Origin of the sequence: uncultured Fibrella sp. (assembly GCF_964250085.1) — a bacterium.
Classification (GTDB): Bacteria; Bacteroidota; Bacteroidia; order Cytophagales; family Spirosomataceae; genus Fibrella.
Genome location: NZ_CAXUEC010000005.1, coordinates 1 through 19,710 on the forward strand (window position 1 = coordinate 1; position 19,710 = coordinate 19,710).

The window sequence follows — 19,710 nt, forward strand, 5'->3', positions numbered from 1 at the left end:
TTATCCTGTCACACGACACGCGCCAAACCAGTAAACGATTGGCCGAGCACCCAACGAAATTAGAGGGCGCAACGGCACTAAACTACAAAAAATTGATAGTCAACGGGTAATGGCTTAACACACGTTTTTATGCGCCCAGCCAACGTTCTGATAAATTATTGGCTGTTAGTGGTACAATCATAGTGATAGGTCTGGATACAAGCAAATAGAACCACCCTAAACGTAAACATTTTTTATACATCATATTGCTTTTGGAAGTTGGATCCTGATCAGAACAACTGACCTCCCCCAATAAGCTGGCTCTTACGCAATTCGTGTGGTTTAAGTCTCAAAGACATGTTTTTGCCGACTTACACGTCATCAGCGTTCTGGATACCACACAAAGTGCGTAAGAGCCAATAAGCTGGACCGGTCTAAAGTTGAGAGCCTGGGTGATTTTTCGGCACTTTAAACAATCCAAAATCGCTTATGAAAAAGACCGCAGCGGCCGGACCGTGCCGACTTTAAGCTCAAAGTCGTTCTCGAAGTTCTCAAAGAGAAGGATACATTGGGTTGGTCTTGTTTAGGCGGACAGTCTCTTGCTAATTTTGAGAGATGTGTTTAGACTCAAATTATGTCGCGTTCCAGCTCGGCGCGTTTGAGTTGCGCTTTAAGCCGCTCATTTTCAGCGATCAATCCATTGTTGCCCGCCTGCTCGAGCGGGTACTTTTTATAGGCATACTTCCAGGTGTGCAGTAGTTGGTCGCTGATGTTGAGGCTCTTGGCCACTTGAGCCACGGCTTGACCTTCGTCAAGCACCCGCAGGGCTTTCGCCTTGAAGGCTTTGTCAAACTTGCGTGAGGCGGTAGTTGGTTTGTTGGGACTTGCCATGATAACCGAAGTTACGCAAGATTACTGTCCGTATGGAGACGACCATACCATTATCCCGTCCAACTTCTCTGTCAGCCACTAAGGGGGTGAAGATCGACAGTCAACAGCAGATTAAGGACATCTTTGCCCTACACCGTCGCCGATATGGCCCCCGTCGATGGGTAGGCGAGCTAAAAGATCGAGGCATTGGCGTAAGCCGGGATTTTGTGCATAAAATGCACAGTACTATGCACTTCTGCTTGTGACGGTTTTGATTTATTGACAACCAATTGTTGTGCATTCATTACTTTAAACTCGTTGCCACGTCTTGTTATAATGCTCATCGCAATGAGTTTAAAGCAATCATATACATCCCCAGCAGAACGGAACACGAACGGGGCGGTTTCTTTCGTCTATTAATGGTCTTTTTTTAGAACAACCGAAGAGGCAGAAAACCATTCCCCGGTTGGGAACAGCTTTTTTGTTGGGGATATATGTTACCGGGTGCGGGCAAAATCGAGAGTGACGCTGGTGCCTCGTGCGGTGCCCTGCGTGATATCATGCCGCAATTTGCCATCGAGTTGCCGGGTGAGGAGGGCCACCAACTGCGTGCCGAAGCCAGTACCCGACGATGCGGCGGTGGTTTTGCCCACACCGTTATCGGCCACCATGAGCCGGAGGTGGTCCGCGCCGAGGTCATTCAGTTCGATACGTACCCAGCCCGGCTGCTGGTTGGGAAAGGCGTATTTGAGGGCATTACTCACTAACTCGTTGACAATCAATCCTAACGACAGCGCCGTATCTACGTCGATGGCCAATTCTGGCATGAGGCATTCGATGCTAACGCGCTGGGTAGCATTGTAGGTATCGAGTAGGGTTTCGGCCAACCGGTGAAAGTACGACCGCATCTCGATGAGGGCTACGTAGCGGTCCTGATAAAGTTGCTGATGCAAAATGCCCATGCTTTGCACCCGGTTTTGGCTAGCGCGTAGCACATCCTGCACGACAGGGTCGTTGAGTTGGGCCGATTGGAGTTCGAGCAGACTTGACACAATCTCCAGATTATTCTTGACACGGTGGTGAATTTCTTTCAGCAACAGTTCATTCTGGGCGTTTTTTTGCGCAATCTCATCGCGTTGTTGTTTGATAATCACTGCTTCGTGCAGGGCCTGCTTGCGGGCCTGCTCGCGGAGTCGGGCCTGCATCAGGTACCATAAACCAATCACCGCTAACAACCCATATATCGAATAAGCCCACGGAGTTTGCCACCAGGGCGGACTGATACCAATACGGAGGGGAGCTGCCAGGGTGGTCCAGACGCCGTCTGTGTTACGGGCTTTCAGGTGGAACAGGTACGTTCCCGGTTTCAGTTGAGCAAAATCGACGGTATGTTTGGGGCCTATACTTACCCATTGCGGCGGCTCATCGACGCCACTCAGGGCGTAGGCATATTCCCGACTGGCCGTGTTGCGGTAGTCGAGCAGCGCAAATCGGAGTTCAAGGGTGTTTTGTCGGTACGACAACGTCAGGTCATTGGTTCGCCAGTATTGTTGGGGCAGTGGCCTCATCGTTTGGGTTTCATCGGCATCAAAACAGGATACCGCCACCAACCGCAGGGGCGACGGTGTTCGGGAGGCGTTTTGATTATAGGCTGGCCTAAACCGCCGCAGGTTGTTCTGGCAGCCGAAATAAATCTCGCCGGTGAGGGGCTGAGCGGCAATGGGGGTGGAATAGGGCGAGGTTCCCACAAACTGCGGAAACGTGGTTACCTGCCCGGAGACGGGGTCGATACAGGAAACCACCTGATTCTGATTGAACCAGATGTTGCCGGTTTCGTCCAGCGCGGAATTGCCAAAGTAATCATCCGTAAACCCGTCGGAGAGGCCGTACTTTTTGAACCGCCCTGTTTTGACCGACAGCCGCTGTAACGGGGCGGTGTACCCACTCATCACCCACACATCGCCCTGCTTATCGACTAGCGGGGTGTAGGTATAGTTGCTGGCTAATCCGTAAGGGTCGCCTTGCCGGAGCATATACCGCTGCACCTGACGGGTACGTTTGTTTACCCGGCACAGTCCGTTGGCCGATCCACACACCCAAACGGTGTTCTGCGCATCGACGGCAATTTTCTGGAGGTTGTTGGAAGGCAGGCTGTTAGCGTCGGCCGGGTTCTTTTTCCATTGCTCATAGACGCTCACGAGCCCCGTTTCCAGCGATAAACTACCTTTCGGGATGCGGAAAAGGCCATAGCCCCAGGTCGAAATCCAGAGATCGCCGTCATGGTCGAGGGCCGAGCAGATGGGAGTCTGGATGGGTTTGCCTTTCCCTGCCGGAAACCGGAGGGGGCGGGAAAGGCCCGTTTTCTTATTGAAGATAAACAAGCCATCGTCTTCCGACATAACCAGCAGATAGCCATCAGCCAGTACACTACAGGAAAGCACATTGGGTCGTTTGAGCACAAATCGGGTGTCGCCCCGGTTCGGATCGTAGCGAATCAGACCCAGGGCCGTACTGATCCACAGCAGGCCGCTCGAGTCGGGTAAGATGTCCGTTGCCAACGGCCTGACGCCGCCCAACGTCGGCAATTGAATGTTGGGATAGCGCTCCTGACGACCGTCGAAAAAGAGGGGATTTTTGTCGCTAAGCCGCTCCAGCCAGATCAGCCCCTGCCGGTCTTCGTAGAGCGTTACAAACCCGGATAACTGCTCCTGATTGTCGACGGCTACCGGCGTGCAATGCTCTACCACGGCCCGATCGGCCGAAATGCGGAAAATATCGTTCTCGCAACAGAGCCAAAGCCGCCCCAGCCGGTCTTCCAGGATCACTTTCGGAAACGGAATCGCTTTTCCCCCGGCCGTCTGTTTGGTAAACGAGGTGAGTTGCCCGGTTTCAGGATTGAATACCCGTAGCCCGGTTTGGTTGGGAACACCCATCCAGAGCAGGCCCCGGTGATCTTTACAGAGACTACCGGAGGTACTCAGCCTACCGGTTGAGCTGGAAGATACGCCTTGTTTATCGAGTGGGACATAATGCCATTGGTTACCAGCCAGGTCATAATACTCGAACCCGGCCGTGGTGCTGACGTAAATCTGGCTGGCCGTAACTACAATGGGCGACAGTGGGTTGCCCTGTAACGCCCCGACTTTACCGGGCTTGGGCAAATACCGGACAGTTCGGCCTGTTTTGGGGTCGAACCGATTCATGCCCCAATCGCTCCCGATCCAGAGTTTCCCCGCCGCATCACGTTGCAGAAACCGCAGGTTGTCGGACGATAAGCTAGCCTTGTCGGTGGGTACGTGCCGAAAGTGGGAGATCTTCCCGGTTTGCGGAGTATAGGCATTCAGGCCACCATCGCGGGTGGTGATCCAGAAGTTCCCCTGCTCATCTTGGATCATATCCACCGCCTGGGCAGACGATAACGAATTCAGATCGACCGGATTGGAGTGGATCGACTCAATTTCCTGGCCGTCGTAGCGGCTTATGCCATTCGAACTGACGAACCAGAGAAAATCGTCGCGGTCGGTAAAGAATCGATTGATGGTTAGTTGATTCCGGTTGCGGCCCAGCGTCTCTTTGGGTGGTTCGTTGAAATAAAGCACCGTGGATTGTGCCTGCCCGACAGATGCGGACAGGCACAATAGTACCAGGAGCCACCCAAAAACAACGTATCCATTCATACTGACCTGTTTAGTGGCCTAAGCTACTTCACTTGTCTTTCTGATCCTCGTTGTTGATATCGCGGATGCAGATAAATTTTCCGTCGCGTTTTTCAAAAATGCCCATGTATTTGCCGGTGCTCACTACGTTGCCAGCCGTGTCTTTAATCGTTGTCTTCCCCACCTCGGTCACTACGTTGCCATCGCCGTACACGTCCATCGTCTCGTAGGAAACCGTAGTCCCGGCCTTGCGCGCTTTCATACTTTTGAGCAACACCTGCCGGATAGCAGCCTTTCCCACGCACATAGGTTCGTCATCGGCCATTTCTACGGCATCGTCTGCGTAGAGTGCCATTACTTTGTCGATGTCCCTGGCTGTTGTGGCGCTGGCCCATTCGGTTTCGATCGCCTGTATTTCCGTTTTGATGGTGGCTGTATCGGGTTTAGCAGCTACCTGCTCCGTGGTAGTTTCTGCCTTCTGGGCGGGAGCGTTGCAGCCGGTAACGCAGACAGACGTACTGGCAACAACGGCCAGGAGTAGGGTAAATGGCGTGTTTTTCATGGTTGGTTTTTTAGAAATCATTACTTTACTGGTACAGGCGGAGCGGCAGACTCGTGGTAGAATGTCGCCTTCCACGCGCCGTTGATTTTAGTGAAGAGCATCGTTCCCGCTACGTGTTCGTACTTTATTTTCTGGCTGGTTTTGAGCGTTGCATTCTGTTCCATCGAGAACGTATAAAGCACCAGTGAGTCCGTCAAAACACGAATCGCTTCCTTTTGGGGCACGACGCTCAACGTCGTCATCTGGCTAAACCCGTCTGCGTTCAATTTTTTTAGCGCGTTATAGTCACCGAAGGTGCCATCGGGGTTGACAGCCTGAAAATCAGGCGTATTCTCGAAGTACGTCATGCACTTATCGATGTCCAGTTTTTCGACCTGTTGGAAGAATTCTTTGATAAGGCCAGAAATTTCCTGTTCGATCGCCTGCTTTTTCTCAGCGGTCATGACGGGTACGTTAGTGGTGGTGGTTTCCTGTTTATTGGTGTTGCATCCAGTAGTGCAAACAGACAGGGTCACTGCGACAAAAAGGGTCAGAATGGGGGCTAATGGGTTGGTTTTCATTAGGGGTTCAGAAGTTAACATGGGGATCTGTCAGTCGGATTGATTGAGGTTATCGACCTACTTAGCCGTAGGTTCCGCCACCGGATTCCACATATCGTAGGTTTGGAGCCACTTGCCTTCAGCATTGCGTTTAAGAACGATGGTATATTTTATTTTTTCGGTCGCGATTTTCCCGTCAGTGCCTTTGAAGCGAAGGTCAGCCGTCCCGATTTCATAACCTAAGTCGCCGTTGCTGCCCGTGGCGATCGTCGAGACGGTGCCATCGACATAGCCCGCGCCATCCAGGAAGCCCTGCCAGTATTTTTGTATGGCTTCTTGACCCGTCACGTTGGGTTGGCCGGGCGGTAGTATTACGGCATCGTCGGCGTAGCAATTAGCGGCTGCTTTGGCATTCTTAGCATTTAACGCTTTCGCAAAATCGCGGTTTACCTGCGAGAGTTCCCCGGCAGTGGCGGGCCTTTTTTCGGCAGATGAATTACAGCCTACAGTGAACACAAGTATACCGACAAAAGCCGCCAGAGTTAGGATAAATTGGTTGGTTTTCATAGAGCTTAATTTGGTTTTAGAGTTAAAAGATTACTGATTAATTCAGTTTATTGTGTCGATTAGTTTCCAGATTTTTTGATTCACTAATTGCCGTGTCACTTCTAATTAGATTTACACAGTGGCGACCGTTAAATCCAATTCCATAAATAACAAATAGTCTTTAAATGCTGCGGGAATTTCCATTTCTGGATACGCGTCAATGTCACGAAATCCGAAACTTCTATATAAAGAATGAGCTGCTTCCATAAACTTCGGACTGTCGAGCCGGATTTTTTTATAACCGACCTTTTTCGCTTCAAGTAAAAGGCTTTCGAGGATAGCTCGTCCAGCCCCAATTCGTCGACTAGCTGGATGGACAAACATCCGTTTTATTTCACCGATTTCGGGGCTGATACGTTTTAGACTGCCAAGTCCACAGATTTTACCTTCATAATTAGCCAGGATTAGCTGTCCGTAAGGTGGTTGAAACTTGTCAATCTGTTGGATATCCTGGTCAACAGCTTCTTTGGGATTATGAGGATGGACGCCATAGCGTTCCTGCATATTGTCGTTACCCCAAACTAAATAATCAAACCATAATTTTTTAACGGCTTCCAGGTCGTCAGGAATGACAATAGTTCTTGTTTTTACTGTTCCAATTTTGCCCATTTCCTAAATAGGTTTTGGTTGTTTATTTTCTGTGGTAGCCTTGCAGCTAACGGCTTGGGTATTGCCAAAGGCGGGGATTTTTAGCACAAAACGGGGCCGCCCGAGCGGTTCAATGGAAACGTTGCACAAATGTCCAATTGAAGCATTTTAGCCCCGCTTTTTCATTACAATGTTAGGGCAGTTTTGTCCCTCGCAATTATGTCAAAGGTAAACCTGCAAACCATTTTGCGAATGTTTCCCAAAATCCGATTTGTACCTGAAAAATAAGTAAGGAATGTACGAAAATATACAAACTAAGAACAAGCGGAAAAACCCATCTGCCTTTTTTCTGTTTTCTTTCGACAACCATTAAAGCGATTAAAATGGTGTATACAAGTCCGATTGTTGTAAGGAATCCAACGGGAACACTATCGGTAATTTCAATGAGAAATCGGGAAAGAGCAGGTTCTATAAATACAATTCCCGTTGCTATCATTGCTCTTGCATGGATGTTAACGTCTCGCCGATGCACAATAGCAATGATATACATGATTCCCAAAATCAACAGGTCTTTAAACGGTAGCAGCAAATGTGGTGAAGGTCCACTCAAAGAAATTTCGCCGTTTACAATGTCTATCCGTTTTTGAAGTTGAACATGTGTCAGTAGAATAACGGAAATAAATAATAACGGCATTACTATGTAACTCAGTTTCCCAATGACTTTATGAAGAGCAAGTTCCTTTTTTCTGATTAAAATTGGCTGAATGATTAATACTAAAACCCACAAAGTCATTATAACAGCGTGAAAATGAAAATAGAAGTTGTAGTCGTTTGTTCCGGGAAAGAGTTTTGAAAAATAGCTGTCCCAAAATCCCAATAAAACCAATATTGGCAGTCCGATAAAATAGTAGCCTGAGTTGTCGAAGCGTATTTTTTTTGTGATTGCTACCATATTAATTTGTTTGGTTACACGTTGTTTGGCTTGCGAATTGCCGGGATATTGCCGCTAATTCGCCGAATTCCTGTTGTTCCATCCCGAATGGATTGATCACAGATAGCTTAGCCACCACTGCTCTTTATGCGTTGTCTTGTAGGCATCAAACCAGCGACACAGGGGGTACAACGACGCGATAACGGCTATCCAGATGAGGTAAACCACCCCAAGGTTGTAACCTCCATCGCCGGGTAGAACAAACCGCATCGGTATGGTTTACAGCGATTTATCGGCCTCCGTCATGGTATGGCCAGCGGCAAAAAAGACAAGCATGCGCAGGGTATGCAGCACATACCAGTGGATCGTGTAATAAAAAAAGGCCGTTCGTCCGTAGGTGCGCAGCACGCCCGTCACGCGATTGTGTACATTCTCCAGCAACGCCAGTCCCAGCAGTCCCGGCCCTACCGTGATGCACATATACAGCAGCGATGGGGGGTATTTATGCACCTTCAGGAACGAGAACAAGGTGGTGAGGCCGTCTTTCTGGACGCTCCAGGGGAAGGGATCGCCGTATCCATTCAGCAAACGCAGCACCATGAATAACCCAATGGCGCCGGCACCGAGATAAACCAGCCACTGTTGACGCTTCGTGGCCGAAACCGCTGGCTCAAACAAACGGCCCAGGCAGTAGCCCAGCATCATTAGCCCCAGCCACGGAAGAAACGGGTACAGTACATTAATGACCCGGCCAGGCGCGTAGTCAAACACACGGTGATTGCCACCATGAAACAGCGCCCACCAAAAACCCGACGTAAATCCCGGTGCCTGTTCCACCGCATCCAGCAGATTATGGCCTAAAACGATCGCTAAACCAATGCTCAGTAGGACCCGAAACGGTAGCCACGTCAGCCCAGCCATGAACACCATGCTGATGCCCAGCGACCAGAAAACGACCAGCGTGATGGTATTAAACAGGGTAAATGTATCCGCCGGCACAATCAGAAGTACCTCGGCTACAATGAGCCATAGCCCCCGTTTCAACAGGAAAAGACTCAACTCGCTGCGCGATTTTCGTAAACCCTGCAAATAAATGGACGTACCTGACAGCAAGGCAAACGTAGGGGCGCAGAAGTGGGTAAGCCAGCGGGTTGTGTACAGGACCGGCGTGGTGGTAGCGAGATTGAGCGGGTCGTCGGTATAGGCCTGGGCGTGAAAGAAATCGCGCGTATGGTCCAGCGCCATAATAATCATAATCAGGCCCCGCAGTACGTCGATGGACTCGATGCGGCTTTTGATTAATGAAGGCACAGGGTTGAGAGAGCCTACGGTTACAGATGTGCGGAGGAGCGGAAGGGTCATCTCGGTGTAGCGGCTAATAGGCGTCTATGTATTCGGGAATGTTTTACCTAACCTTATAGGCTTCTAACTCAATTTCAATCAACTGACCGGGCAGTGCTAATTCCTTCACGCCAAACCACGATCCGGTCGGAAAGTGCTTTTTGTAGATCGTATTTCGGTACCCCGCCTGTTTCTCAAATTCGGGCATGTTCGTGGTCAGAATATTTTCCACCACAACGTCGTCCCAGGTGTAGCCGTAGTGCTTCAGGATCTTGTCCAGATCGGCGTAACAGTTTTTCATCTGTTGCCCCAAATCACCTTTAGCCGTCAGGTTTCCTTTCTCGTCCATACTGACCGCACCCGATATGTTCAGTTCATTGCCAATCCGAACGGCATGGGAATAGCCGTACGCTTTCTCGACGTCGGGGCGTAACATAAAATACTCCGGTGCATCGGATTGAGCCGCTGGTTTCTCATCTGCTTTTTGGGGAGCGGTAGTACAACCGACGGTAAACAGGATCAGGGCGGCAAAAAGGGGCAGAACGGGGGCGAGTGGGTTGGTTTTCAACGACTTGGTTTGGTTGTTTCGCCCGGTTTGCGACGCGGCAAACCGGGCGAATGTGGTGTGGGATAGAGTCGATTATTTCTTGCTCATAATCAGCATGGTAGGCTTACCAATGACACCGTCTTTCCGCATCGTTTCTGCCAAATCCGGGCGGGCGAAAAAAGCCTTTGGTGCGTCGGGTGAGGCCCACTCGCTGATGATACAAACCGTGTTGGGGTCGTCGGCCAGCGTACTGACTTCGGCACTTAGTTCACCCGCCAGCATTCGTTCGTTGTAAAACAGATCGAAGCCTTTTTTCCAGGCGGCATAGTCGGCCACTTTGTGATAGACCATCGCTTTGACGAGATTGGATTGTGTGTTGCGGCTGATCTTCCACTGCCCGTTCTCTTTGACCGCCGTGTTGCTGTAAGCCCCCTCCCTCACGATCCGTTCTCCTTTTGCCGACCGCCCTCTTAGATGATAGGTTCCCGTGAAAATCACGCTGCCATCGAATTGCGGGCTAACATTAGCCAGCGAAACGACATTGGTCACGTCGGCATCGACAAACCCCTGTGTGTAAAAGTCAATTATCGCAGCCCCTTTTGTAGTGGTGCCGTCCGTAGCCGTCCGCACGGCATCGGCGGTGAACATCGTTTTCAGGGTCGCTGCCTCCTCGCGGTTGAAGGCATCCTGAAACCGCTTCATCAGGTCGCGCATCTCAAGCAGCACCGTGTTCATGGCCCATTTCACCTGCGAAATCTTCCACTGCCCGCCGACCTTGCCGATCAGCATCTCGTAGGTGCCTGCCGTGGGGTTGAGCTTCGCGCCGGTTTTCCGCACAAAATCGTAGCCGCTGACGGTCGTGCTGACTTTTACCTTACCATCGGGCTGTGCCTCGGTGCTGACCACCGTGAAGTCCATATACGATCCGGCCGTTTCGCCGAAATCGCGTACATAGTCGGCTTCAACATCGGCTTTAGAACCGGGCGTTACACTGCCATCGGGGTTTACCCAGCCCACATTGTCGGCAAAAAGGGTCATCAGCGTGGGCCGGTCGCCTTTGTTGTAGGCTGTCTGGTAGGTTTTGGTAAAGGCAACAGCCTCGGGGTTGAGGCCCTGAGCGAGGGTGGTGGCTGCGAAGGCCGGGAGAAGCAGCAGCGTCAACAGCCGGGCCATGACGAGAAATAAGTTACTGGTTTTCATGGGTGTGTATGGTTATTTGGGTTGATTGTGTGAATGCATGAGCTAGTGCCTTACTACACGGCCCACGACGTACCTACCCCGTTGCTGGTAGCCGATACGTACCGCTGGGTCGGAATAGAAAAAGGCCACTCCAACGGAGCAGCCCTGTAAATCAACCCTAAAGACTATTGGCAGGCAACCCCGCCCGGACGAACGTCCCCTTTTGTTATCCCAAACCCGCTTCCATTTGTACAGGTAACTGAGCGGTCACACCATTCTGATTCGGCGGAGCAGCTCGTCGCGGAAAATGTGGCCCAACGGAACGGTTTTGCCCCCTACCGTGAGGCGGTTTTCAGCCACCTCGTCTACCCGCAACAGATTGACCATATATGAGCGGTGTATCCGAAGAAACTGCTGTGTGGGAAGGGTCTCTACCAGTATTTTTAATGGTGTCGTAAGGGTATACTGCTGCCCGGCAGTAAACAGATGGCAGTAGTTTCGGTCGGCCTCAAGGTAGAGAATATCGGCCAGTGCAATACGCACCATGCGATCTTTGTGACGCACAAAAATCCGGTCGTTCAAAACATAGGGTGCCTCGTTCTGTTCCAGTGACGTGGAGACGTCGGCCGTGGGCGGCTGGGTACGTTCAGGTAGTAAACTCAGTGTGAGTTCAATGGCCCGTTGCAGGTCGAGGTTGTTGATGGGCTTACCTATAAAGGCATAAGGGTGAGTGGCTTTTGCCCGGTTGAAGGTCGCCTCGTCGGTGTTGGCCGTCACAAAGATGACCGGAATGGCACCAAGCTCATGTAACGCCTGCGCCGTTTCGATGCCATCGGTCGCGCCACGCAACTGCACGTCGAGCAATACGATATCCGGGCGGTTGGCTTCGGCATGTTGGAGGGCCTCTTCGCCCCGAGCCACCACCCCTGTTACCTCATAGCCGAGGCTTGTCAACAGCAGGACGATTTTGGCCCCGATAATCATATCATCCTCCACGACGAGCAGTCTGACGGGCGACCCATCGGGGCTGGATGGCTGAAAGGGCATAGCTTGGTGCATCGGTAACGAATCGGTTCGTCAATATAGCTTCATTTAAGCAATTACACTTGCCCCCCTATCCCTGTTGTGGCTAAGGTCTTATAATTGAGCCGATATACTCTGTTGGCTACTCCAGTACCCCAAACCCCACTAAACAACCTCTGAGACAGAATCAGACCAAGCGGTGTATGATACCTTATATTGTCTTAGCCTGAAATAGGTTGTCCGTTTTTTACGCAAAAACGACAACCATGCAAGACACATTCGCGACCTGCTCAGTCGCTTCCAATACAGTAAGCAACTTAAGGAGACAGTTGTTTTCCGCAGCCGGACGATGCGGTAGACAACCCGCAAAAACTGTAAAGCTAAAGCCGGACGAGACATTTTATAGGCAAGACAAGAATTAACTACTTTTCAGATGTGTCTCAGCGACGATCGCTTTCGTCACAATCATGAGTATGTATAACGGTAGAGGCAAATAAAATGAGTAAACGTATCCCTATTTATCAGTTGATCGAGCGGAAATGGGACATTGATGGGTTTCCAACTTACTTCTTCGGAGCCGACAAGAAATTATACCGATTCGACGCGCGAGGACGGCTTCAGCAGAACAAGCGAATCATGCTTCGCTATACGGCTGGGTACGTACTCAAAAGCCGCTTCTACAGCCTGTCACAATTGCGCCCGTTGCTGCGGCGGCATGTTGAAAGCGATCAAGGCAGCTTGATTCCCTGACGGTTTCCGGGATGGTACTGGCAGGAAGAAAATGTGTTGGGCGGATCGAGGTCGAGCTTCGACCATAAGCCTGACATACTCCACGGCTGGTGCCGTGGATGACTTATAGGTTGTCTAGAGGGGACCTGATCGCGCTGATCTTGTCGGCGGTGACGTGGGTGTAGCGCATGGTGGTCAGGATGCTTTCGTGACCCAGTAACTGCTGGATGTAGCGAATGTCGGTGCCCGATTCGAGCAGGTGCGTGGCGAAACTGTGCCGCAGGGTATGAATACCGCCCTTTTTCAGGATACGGGCAAACCGGACCGATTCGCTGTATACGTGCTGCACGGTGCGCTTGGCCAGGGGTTCATGGAGGTCGGCATTCTCGAAGAGGTAGGTTTGGGGAGCGTAGATCCGCACGTAGTCGTCGAGGTACGTTAGCAGCTTTGGCGACAGCATGACGATGCGGTCTTTTTTGCCTTTCCCTGCTTTGATATAGATCAGGTTACGCCGCCGGTCAAAGTTGGTCAGTCGAAGGTGGGTGACTTCATCAAGCCGTAGCCCGGTGGCATACACGAGTTGAAACAATGTCCGGTATTTCAGGCTGGTGGTGGCTCCAAAAATGGCTTTTACCTCGGCAACGTTATACACCGCCGGCAACGTGTCGGCCTGACGTGGATAGTCGATCTCGTAATACGTTTTGTCGCGTTGCAGGAGCTTCTCCTGGTAAAACTTCCAGGCGTTGATGTGTACGTTGACCGACGAACTGCTGAGGTGTTTTTTGTCGATCAAAAAAAGCAGGTACGTTCGAAAATCGGCTTTTGTCAGTTCATCGAGTGGCCTGCTGCCCGCATACCGGATCAGGGTGGTAAGTGCCTGTTTGTAGTTTTTAATGGTTTTGGGACTATAATTCCGAATACGCATCCGGTCATAAAGGGCACAGATTACGGGGTGACTGTCGAACCCGGTGGCTAACGGCACGTGCCGAAACGACTTACGGGTACGCTGTAGCTCTGCGAGTTGAACACCAACGGGCGGCCAGGCAGGATTAGTCGCCTGCTCGACAGCAACATGACTCGCGGCGGGTTTGTAGAGCCTGACCACGGCTTCATCGAACCGGCAGTAGTCTTTACCAAATAGCCGACCTAGTTGCACAACCGATTCGCGCGTGTTGGGTACGGTCCAGCAATGGCGCGAATAACTCCACCGACGGCCAGGTACGTTGCGGATGAGGTCGTTGGCGGCAATGTCTGCTGGAAACATGACAGTAAGCAGCGCCGGATCTTTCTGGTCGATACGGATGGTAATCATGGAGACGCACGAAATTTAGACCAATGAACAAAATTGTAAGTAATGATCCAAATCAAACCTATAAGGCCTGGGCTGCCCCGTTTAAAACCTTATAGGTTTGCGCTCATCCTTACAGCTCAAACGTAATGCCTTGTGCAAGTGGCGTGGTGGTGCCGTAATTGATGGTGTTGGTCTGACGACGCATGTAGGCTTTCCAGGCGTCGGAGCCGGATTCGCGACCACCGCCGGTTTCTTTTTCACCGCCAAAAGCCCCTCCTATCTCGGCACCCGACGTGCCGATGTTGACGTTGGCAATACCGCAGTCGGACCCGGCAACGGATAGAAATTGCTCCGATTCGCGCAGGTTCAGGGTGAAAATGGCCGACGAAAGGCCCTGTGGCACGCCATTTTGAAGGGCAATGGCTTCGTCGAGCGTCGTGTAGGAGATGACGTAGAGGATTGGCGCAAAGGTTTCGCGCTGCACAATGGGCCAGTTATTTTGAGCCTCGGCCACGCAGGGTTTCACATAACAGCCCGATTCATAGCCTGGTCCGTCAAGTACGCCCGGCTCCACAATGAATGCTGCGCCCGCCGCCCGGATCTCGTCAACAGCTTTCTGGTAGTTTGCCACCGCGTCTTTGTCGATCAGTGGTCCGACGTGCATGTTGACATCCAGCGGATCGCCGATACGGAGTTGGGCATAAGCACGAATCAGCCGGGTACGTACTTCGGGCAATAGGCTTTGGTGCACGATCAGTCGGCGGGTAGTGGTACAGCGCTGTCCGGCCGTGCCGACGGCACCGAAGACAATGGCCGGAATGGCCTGGTCGAGGTCGGCGTGGGGCGACACGATGATGGCGTTGTTACCGCCCAGTTCAAGCAGGCTACGGCCCAGTCGTTCAGCCACGGCCACGGCCACGGCTTTGCCCATCCGGGTGCTGCCCGTTGCCGACACCAACGCCACGCGGGGGTCGTGCGCCAGCCATTCGCCGGCATCACGCCCCCCCGATACGAGGCACGATACGCCTTCGGGTACGTCGTTGTTTCGTAATACGTCCTGAATGATCTGCTGACAGGCAAGGGCCGTGAGCGGTGTTTTCTCCGATGGCTTCCAGATACATACGTCGCCGCATACCCAGGCCAGCATGGCATTCCAGGACCAGACGGCGACGGGGAAGTTGAAGGCGGAGATAATGCCCACGATACCCAGCGGGTGGTACTGCTCGTACATGCGGTGGGCGGGACGTTCGGAGTGCATGCTGAGACCATACAGTTGCCGCGACTGGCCCACGGCAAAATCGCAGATATCGATGATCTCCTGCACTTCACCGAGTCCTTCCTGCAATGATTTACCCATTTCAAAGCTAACGAGCTTGCCCAGGTCGCTTTTGTAAAGCCGGAACTGGTCGCCCATCTGCCGAACAATGTCGCCGCGCCGGGGCGCAGGTACGTTACGCCACGTTTTGAACGCCGACTGTGCCGTTTCTACCACGCGATCGTAGTCGGCGCGGGTCGAGGCGTAAACGCGGGCGATCAGGCTACCGTCGGTGGGCGAATAAGAGTCGATTGTTTTGTCGCCATGATGCCAGAACTGTTGGCCGGTACTGGTACCAGGCTTGTTTTTGTGCTGCGGAACGGGGAGGATATTTTCCATTGATGAAGATAGTTAACAGCCTTCAGTCCTCTGTTTTCCGTCCTCTGTTGCGGTGCAACATCACATTACTTGCCAAGAAGCAGCGCAACAGAGGATGGAAGACAGAAGACTGAGGACTTATTATGACAATCGATCTTTAAAACTCTCGTAGCCATATTCGCGAACAAGACGGAACGAGCCGTCTTCTTTGGCGATACCGATGGCGGGCAGGTTCACCCCGTTGAAGGTGCTGGTTTTCACCATCGTGTAGTGAATCATGTCTTCGAAGATGATCCGGTCGCCCACGTTCAGCGGTTCATCGAAACTATAGTCGCCCATGAAGTCACCGGCCAGGCAGGTCATGCCACCGAGGCGATAGGTTGGTTTTCCGGCAACGGGTTCCTGATAGGCGTCGCGGATGCGGGGCTTGTACGGCATCTCCAGCGTGTCGGGCATGTGGGCGGCAAACGATGTATCGAGCACGGCCACGGCTATGCCCTGGCTGTCGAACACGTCGAGCACGGTGCTGACCAGCACGCCGGTTTGCCAGCCAATAGCCGAGCCGGGTTCCATGATTACCTCTACGTTATATTTTTGGCGGAATGCTTTCAACAGCCCGATCAGGTGCTGCGTGTCGTAGCCTTCGCGGGTCATCAGGTGCCCGCCGCCCATGTTTACCCACTTCACCTGCTGGAGCAGATCGCCGAATTTATCTTCGAGCGCGGCCAGGGTACGTTCGAGCGTAAACGAGTCATTTTCGCACAGGGTGTGAAAGTGAACACCTTCGATCTCAGGGGGAAGCGTATCGGGCAGTTTGTCGCGCGTAACACCCAGCCGTGAACCAGGCACACACGGATTATACATAGCTGTAGCTACTTCCGAGTACTGCGGATTCACGCGAATACCGAAGGAAGGGAGTTTAAAGTCAAAAGGTCTAACGTCCAATGGTTCAAAGGCCAAAGGCTCCGCCGTAGCGGTTGCGCTGCCTGGTAGCGAATCAACTGCGACGAGAGAGCCTTTAGACTTTAGACCTTGAATTTTAAACTTAAACCGCTCCCACTGCGTCCAGGAGTTGAACGTTACGTGGCTGCTGCGGCTGAGTATTTCGTCGAATTCATCATCGCGGTAGGCAGGTACGTAGGCATGGGCCGGCACGCCCATGTACTCGTTGACCAGTTTGATTTCGTTGAGGCTACTGGCCGTGGCACCGCTCAGGTATTCATGCACAAGGGGGAAGGCACTGAACATCGAAAAGCCTTTCAGGGCCAGAATGATGGTTACGCCAGCCTCGCGCTGCACGGAGTCGATGAGTTGTAGATTTTGACGGAGTTTGGCTTCGTCGAGCACAAAGCAGGGCGACGGTGCCTGCTCAAGTCTAGCTGTTTCTGGATACATGGTGCAAAGATAACACGTGGCTTCACCTCACCGATACGTCGGCGACGTATCGGTGAGGTGAACAGGCTTGCAGTAGATTGTGTTACCTTTGCAGTGCGATCTAAGCCATTTGTATGCTCGATTTTCTGACCCGTGCCCTCACGGGCGATGCCCCTGAAAGTGGGCCCGCTCAACCACCCCGCCTGTATGCCCCATCGCTGACCGAATACGTTCGGCGTGAGACCATTACCGTCAACGTTGGCAACGTACCTATGGGCTCGGCCTACCCTATCCGGGTGCAGTCGATGACCACCATCGATACTATGGATACGCTGGGTTCGGTGGAGCAGTCGATCCGGATGATTGAGGCGGGCTGCGAGTACATCCGAATTACGGCACCCAGCGTGAAAGAAGCGCAGAATCTGGAGAATATCCGTAAAGAACTGCGGGCACGGGGCTACACAACACCCTTGATCGCCGATATTCACTTTACACCCAACGCGGCCGAACTGGCAGCTCGTGTAGTTGAAAAAGTCAGGATCAACCCCGGCAATTACGCCGATCGGAAACGCTTCGAGCATATCGACTATACCGACGATTCATACGCGGCTGAGCTGGAACGGATTCGCGAGAAGTTTCTGCCGCTGGTTCGTATTTGTAAAGAATACGGCACCGCCATGCGTATTGGCACCAACCACGGCTCGCTCTCCGACCGGATTCTGAGCCGATACGGCGATACACCCGTTGGCATGGTGGAGTCGGCGCTGGAATTTTTGCGTATCTGCGAAGACGAGCAGTATTACAATATCGTGCTGTCGATGAAATCGAGCAACCCGCAGGTGATGGTACAGGCCTACCGGCTGCTGGTTCACCGGCTCGACGAAGAAGGGTTAAAGCCTTATCCGCTCCACCTGGGTGTAACCGAAGCGGGCGAAGCTGAAGATGGGCGCATCAAATCGGCGCTGGGTATAGGTACGTTGCTCGAAGATGGCCTGGGCGATACCGTCCGGGTTTCGCTCACCGAAGATCCTGAACTGGAGGCACCCGTGGCGAAAGCCCTGATCGACCGCTACACAACCCGTGCTACCACCGCCAGCCCCATTCCTGCCCTGACCGAACTGCCCTACAATCCATTTCAGTACACCCGTCGGCATACGCACGAGGTAGCCAACTTTGGCGGAACGAACGTACCCAGAGTTCTGGCCGATTACAGTCAGATTCCGGTGCAGGAAACCGATGTGCTGAAAGCTGTTGGCCACTTTTATTTGCCCGTTCCCGACAAATGGGCGATGAACGATCTGGGCGTCGACTACCTGTATACGGGTAGCACCCCCGCCGGTTTTATGTTGCCCAACGGCCTTAGAGAGGTTCAGAGCTACAACACATGGCGTGCTCAGACCGACACCCTGACAACGCACCCGATGCTGACCGCAGCGGAGTATCTGTTGGCCCGCTCGCAGCCACAGGGGTTGCACATCCGCCTCAACTTCGTTCAGTTTGCCCTGACCGACCTGACCGACGAACTGGCCGAAGCCTTTCGACTGGATCATAATCTGGTGGGCGTAGTGACAACCACCAACACGCACGCCATGCCCGAGTTGCGCCGGTTGTTTGTTGAACTCGTCAGGCGCGATCTCACGCTGCCTGTTGTGGTGCAACGCGGTTACCCAGCCATTAACCCTGTCGATCTGCCCCTGTATGCGGCTACCGACGTTGGCGGCCTGCTCATTGATGGTTTCGGCGATGGCGTATTCCTGCAGGCTACCCGGCAAGATGAGTTGAAACAACTGAACGGCCTGGCCTTTGGTATTTTGCAGGCTGCCCGGACGCGTATCACCAAAACCGAATACATTTCATGCCCTTCCTGCGGCCGCACATTGTTCGATTTACAGGAAACCACGGCCCATATCCGGCAACGGACCGACCATTTGAAAGGCGTAAAAATCGGGATCATGGGCTGTATCGTCAACGGCCCCGGCGAGATGGCCGATGCCGACTATGGGTACGTTGGTATTGGTCGTGATAAGATCGCCCTGTATCGGGGTCAGCAGGTAATGAAAAAATCTGTACCAGCCGCCAATGCCGTTGATGAATTGATCGAACTGATCCGGGAAGATGGCCGCTGGCTGGAGCCCGCTCAGGCCGCCGCCCTGTAGGGCCGTACCCCTAAAAAACCAGGCATCTGATAAACCTTTTTGCCCCGCAAAATGCTATAGTAGTAGGTGTTCGGTTGCTCAGTCAATGACTGATTTGGACTGCCACCTGCCAGATAAACACCCTTTAAACACACTTTCTGTGAGCCGTTTAGCTGATTATCTCAAAATAGGGCCTGTCTTCAATTACTTCCTGCGGGTATTCCGCAAACCAGACCCCAGCCACCCAACCAACGTTAACCTGCGCATGATGCATGGTATCAACCGGATATCGATCATCATGTTCCTGTTCTGTATCCTGGTGATGCTTTACCGGGCTTTCATTCGATGACCTTCGACGAACTGCGCGACTACTGCCTGAACAAGCCCGCCACCACCGAATCGTTTCCTTTCGACGAGACGACGCTGGTCTTTAAAGTGGCGGGTAAGATGTTTGCCCTTTCCGATATGGAAGCCCGGCCAATGCGCGTTAGTTTAAAGTGCGAGCCAGAGCGGGCCGTTGAGCTTCGTGAACTTCACGGAGCCATTCAGCCCGCTTTTCACATGAACAAAACACATTGGAACACAATCACCTCGGACGGGTCGCTTCGCGATAGTTTTATTCGCGAACTCATCGATCATTCCTACGAACGGGTGGTTGCCGGGCTCCCCAAAACCGTTCGCGAAAACCTGGCCACATCCCGATAATAGCGGCTGGTTTACACTTCCG

Annotated in this window: 19 protein-coding genes; 4 read left to right on the forward strand and 15 right to left on the reverse strand. The window is 52.5% G+C overall.

The features are described from left to right. Nucleotides 1-606: 606 nt before the first annotated feature. The 12 genes from ACFE8Q_RS16915 to ACFE8Q_RS16970 form a co-directional block, all read right to left on the reverse strand. Nucleotides 607-870 carry a transposase gene (locus tag ACFE8Q_RS16915; RefSeq protein WP_375446603.1) on the reverse strand — a complete coding sequence of 88 codons (264 nt, stop codon included), beginning with the start codon at nucleotides 868-870 and terminating at the stop codon, nucleotides 607-609. Between the two features lie 476 nt (nucleotides 871-1,346). Next, nucleotides 1,347-4,526, reverse strand: a complete 3,180-nt coding sequence (locus tag ACFE8Q_RS16920; protein WP_375446604.1) for a histidine kinase dimerization/phosphoacceptor domain -containing protein — start codon at nucleotides 4,524-4,526, stop codon at nucleotides 1,347-1,349. Nucleotides 4,527-4,554: 28 nt separating this feature from the next. Further along, nucleotides 4,555-5,067: a YybH family protein gene (locus ACFE8Q_RS16925; protein WP_375446605.1), complete on the reverse strand. Its 513-nt coding sequence runs from the start codon at nucleotides 5,065-5,067 to the stop codon at nucleotides 4,555-4,557. Nucleotides 5,068-5,087: 20 nt separating this feature from the next. Then, entirely contained in the window at nucleotides 5,088-5,627 is a 540-nt protein-coding gene (locus ACFE8Q_RS16930) for a nuclear transport factor 2 family protein (RefSeq protein WP_375446606.1), read from the reverse strand. A gap of 57 nt (nucleotides 5,628-5,684) precedes the next feature. Beyond that, a complete protein-coding gene (locus ACFE8Q_RS16935) occupies nucleotides 5,685-6,173 on the reverse strand; it encodes a YybH family protein (protein WP_375446607.1) in 489 nt (162 codons plus the stop codon). A 111-nt stretch (nucleotides 6,174-6,284) separates the two neighbouring features. Continuing rightward, nucleotides 6,285-6,821: a GNAT family N-acetyltransferase gene (locus tag ACFE8Q_RS16940; protein WP_375446608.1), complete on the reverse strand. Its 537-nt coding sequence runs from the start codon at nucleotides 6,819-6,821 to the stop codon at nucleotides 6,285-6,287. A 196-nt stretch (nucleotides 6,822-7,017) separates the two neighbouring features. Beyond that, on the reverse strand, nucleotides 7,018-7,752 hold the full coding sequence (locus ACFE8Q_RS16945) for a hypothetical protein (protein WP_375446609.1): 735 nt from the start codon (nucleotides 7,750-7,752) through the stop codon (nucleotides 7,018-7,020). A gap of 96 nt (nucleotides 7,753-7,848) precedes the next feature. Beyond that, nucleotides 7,849-8,001: a hypothetical protein gene (locus ACFE8Q_RS16950; protein ID WP_375446610.1), complete on the reverse strand. Its 153-nt coding sequence runs from the start codon at nucleotides 7,999-8,001 to the stop codon at nucleotides 7,849-7,851. 9 nt (nucleotides 8,002-8,010) lie between these two features. Then, nucleotides 8,011-9,093: a DUF1624 domain-containing protein gene (locus ACFE8Q_RS16955; RefSeq protein WP_375446611.1), complete on the reverse strand. Its 1,083-nt coding sequence runs from the start codon at nucleotides 9,091-9,093 to the stop codon at nucleotides 8,011-8,013. 43 nt (nucleotides 9,094-9,136) lie between these two features. Continuing rightward, nucleotides 9,137-9,640 (reverse strand): RidA family protein, encoded by a 504-nt coding sequence (locus ACFE8Q_RS16960; RefSeq protein WP_375446612.1) that lies wholly within the window; start codon nucleotides 9,638-9,640, stop codon nucleotides 9,137-9,139. A 72-nt stretch (nucleotides 9,641-9,712) separates the two neighbouring features. Continuing rightward, entirely contained in the window at nucleotides 9,713-10,819 is a 1,107-nt protein-coding gene (locus ACFE8Q_RS16965; RefSeq protein ID WP_375446613.1) for a DUF4440 domain-containing protein, read from the reverse strand. A gap of 246 nt (nucleotides 10,820-11,065) precedes the next feature. Next, nucleotides 11,066-11,845, reverse strand: coding sequence for a LytR/AlgR family response regulator transcription factor (locus ACFE8Q_RS16970; protein ID WP_375446614.1), 780 nt, complete (start codon nucleotides 11,843-11,845; stop codon nucleotides 11,066-11,068). Nucleotides 11,846-12,319: 474 nt separating this feature from the next. On the opposite strand from ACFE8Q_RS16970, the gene ACFE8Q_RS16975 reads away from it, so the two are divergent. Beyond that, entirely contained in the window at nucleotides 12,320-12,571 is a 252-nt protein-coding gene (locus tag ACFE8Q_RS16975) for a hypothetical protein (protein WP_375446615.1), read from the forward strand. A 103-nt stretch (nucleotides 12,572-12,674) separates the two neighbouring features. Here ACFE8Q_RS16975 and ACFE8Q_RS16980 read toward each other — a convergent pair whose 3' ends face one another. From ACFE8Q_RS16980 to nspC, 3 genes are all read right to left on the reverse strand, one after another. Next, the gene (locus ACFE8Q_RS16980; protein ID WP_375446616.1) at nucleotides 12,675-13,862 is read right to left on the reverse strand and encodes a tyrosine-type recombinase/integrase; all 1,188 of its coding nucleotides are present in this window, start codon (nucleotides 13,860-13,862) and stop codon (nucleotides 12,675-12,677) included. Between the two features lie 109 nt (nucleotides 13,863-13,971). Next, on the reverse strand, nucleotides 13,972-15,495 hold the full coding sequence (locus ACFE8Q_RS16985) for an aldehyde dehydrogenase family protein (RefSeq protein ID WP_375446617.1): 1,524 nt from the start codon (nucleotides 15,493-15,495) through the stop codon (nucleotides 13,972-13,974). Between the two features lie 120 nt (nucleotides 15,496-15,615). Continuing rightward, nucleotides 15,616-16,869 (reverse strand): carboxynorspermidine decarboxylase, encoded by a 1,254-nt coding sequence (gene nspC / locus ACFE8Q_RS16990; protein WP_375446618.1) that lies wholly within the window; start codon nucleotides 16,867-16,869, stop codon nucleotides 15,616-15,618. A gap of 113 nt (nucleotides 16,870-16,982) precedes the next feature. On the opposite strand from nspC, the gene ispG reads away from it, so the two are divergent. From ispG to ACFE8Q_RS17005, 3 genes are all read left to right on the forward strand, one after another. Then, complete coding sequence (ispG, locus tag ACFE8Q_RS16995; protein WP_375446619.1) at nucleotides 16,983-19,004, forward strand: (E)-4-hydroxy-3-methylbut-2-enyl-diphosphate synthase; 2,022 nt, start codon at nucleotides 16,983-16,985, stop codon at nucleotides 19,002-19,004. Nucleotides 19,005-19,143: 139 nt separating this feature from the next. Further along, nucleotides 19,144-19,332 (forward strand): DUF6728 family protein, encoded by a 189-nt coding sequence (locus ACFE8Q_RS17000; protein WP_375446620.1) that lies wholly within the window; start codon nucleotides 19,144-19,146, stop codon nucleotides 19,330-19,332. Next, nucleotides 19,329-19,688 (forward strand): MmcQ/YjbR family DNA-binding protein, encoded by a 360-nt coding sequence (locus ACFE8Q_RS17005; protein ID WP_375446621.1) that lies wholly within the window; start codon nucleotides 19,329-19,331, stop codon nucleotides 19,686-19,688. The genes ACFE8Q_RS17000 and ACFE8Q_RS17005 overlap by 4 nt, the downstream gene beginning before the upstream one ends. Nucleotides 19,689-19,710: the final 22 nt, after the last annotated feature.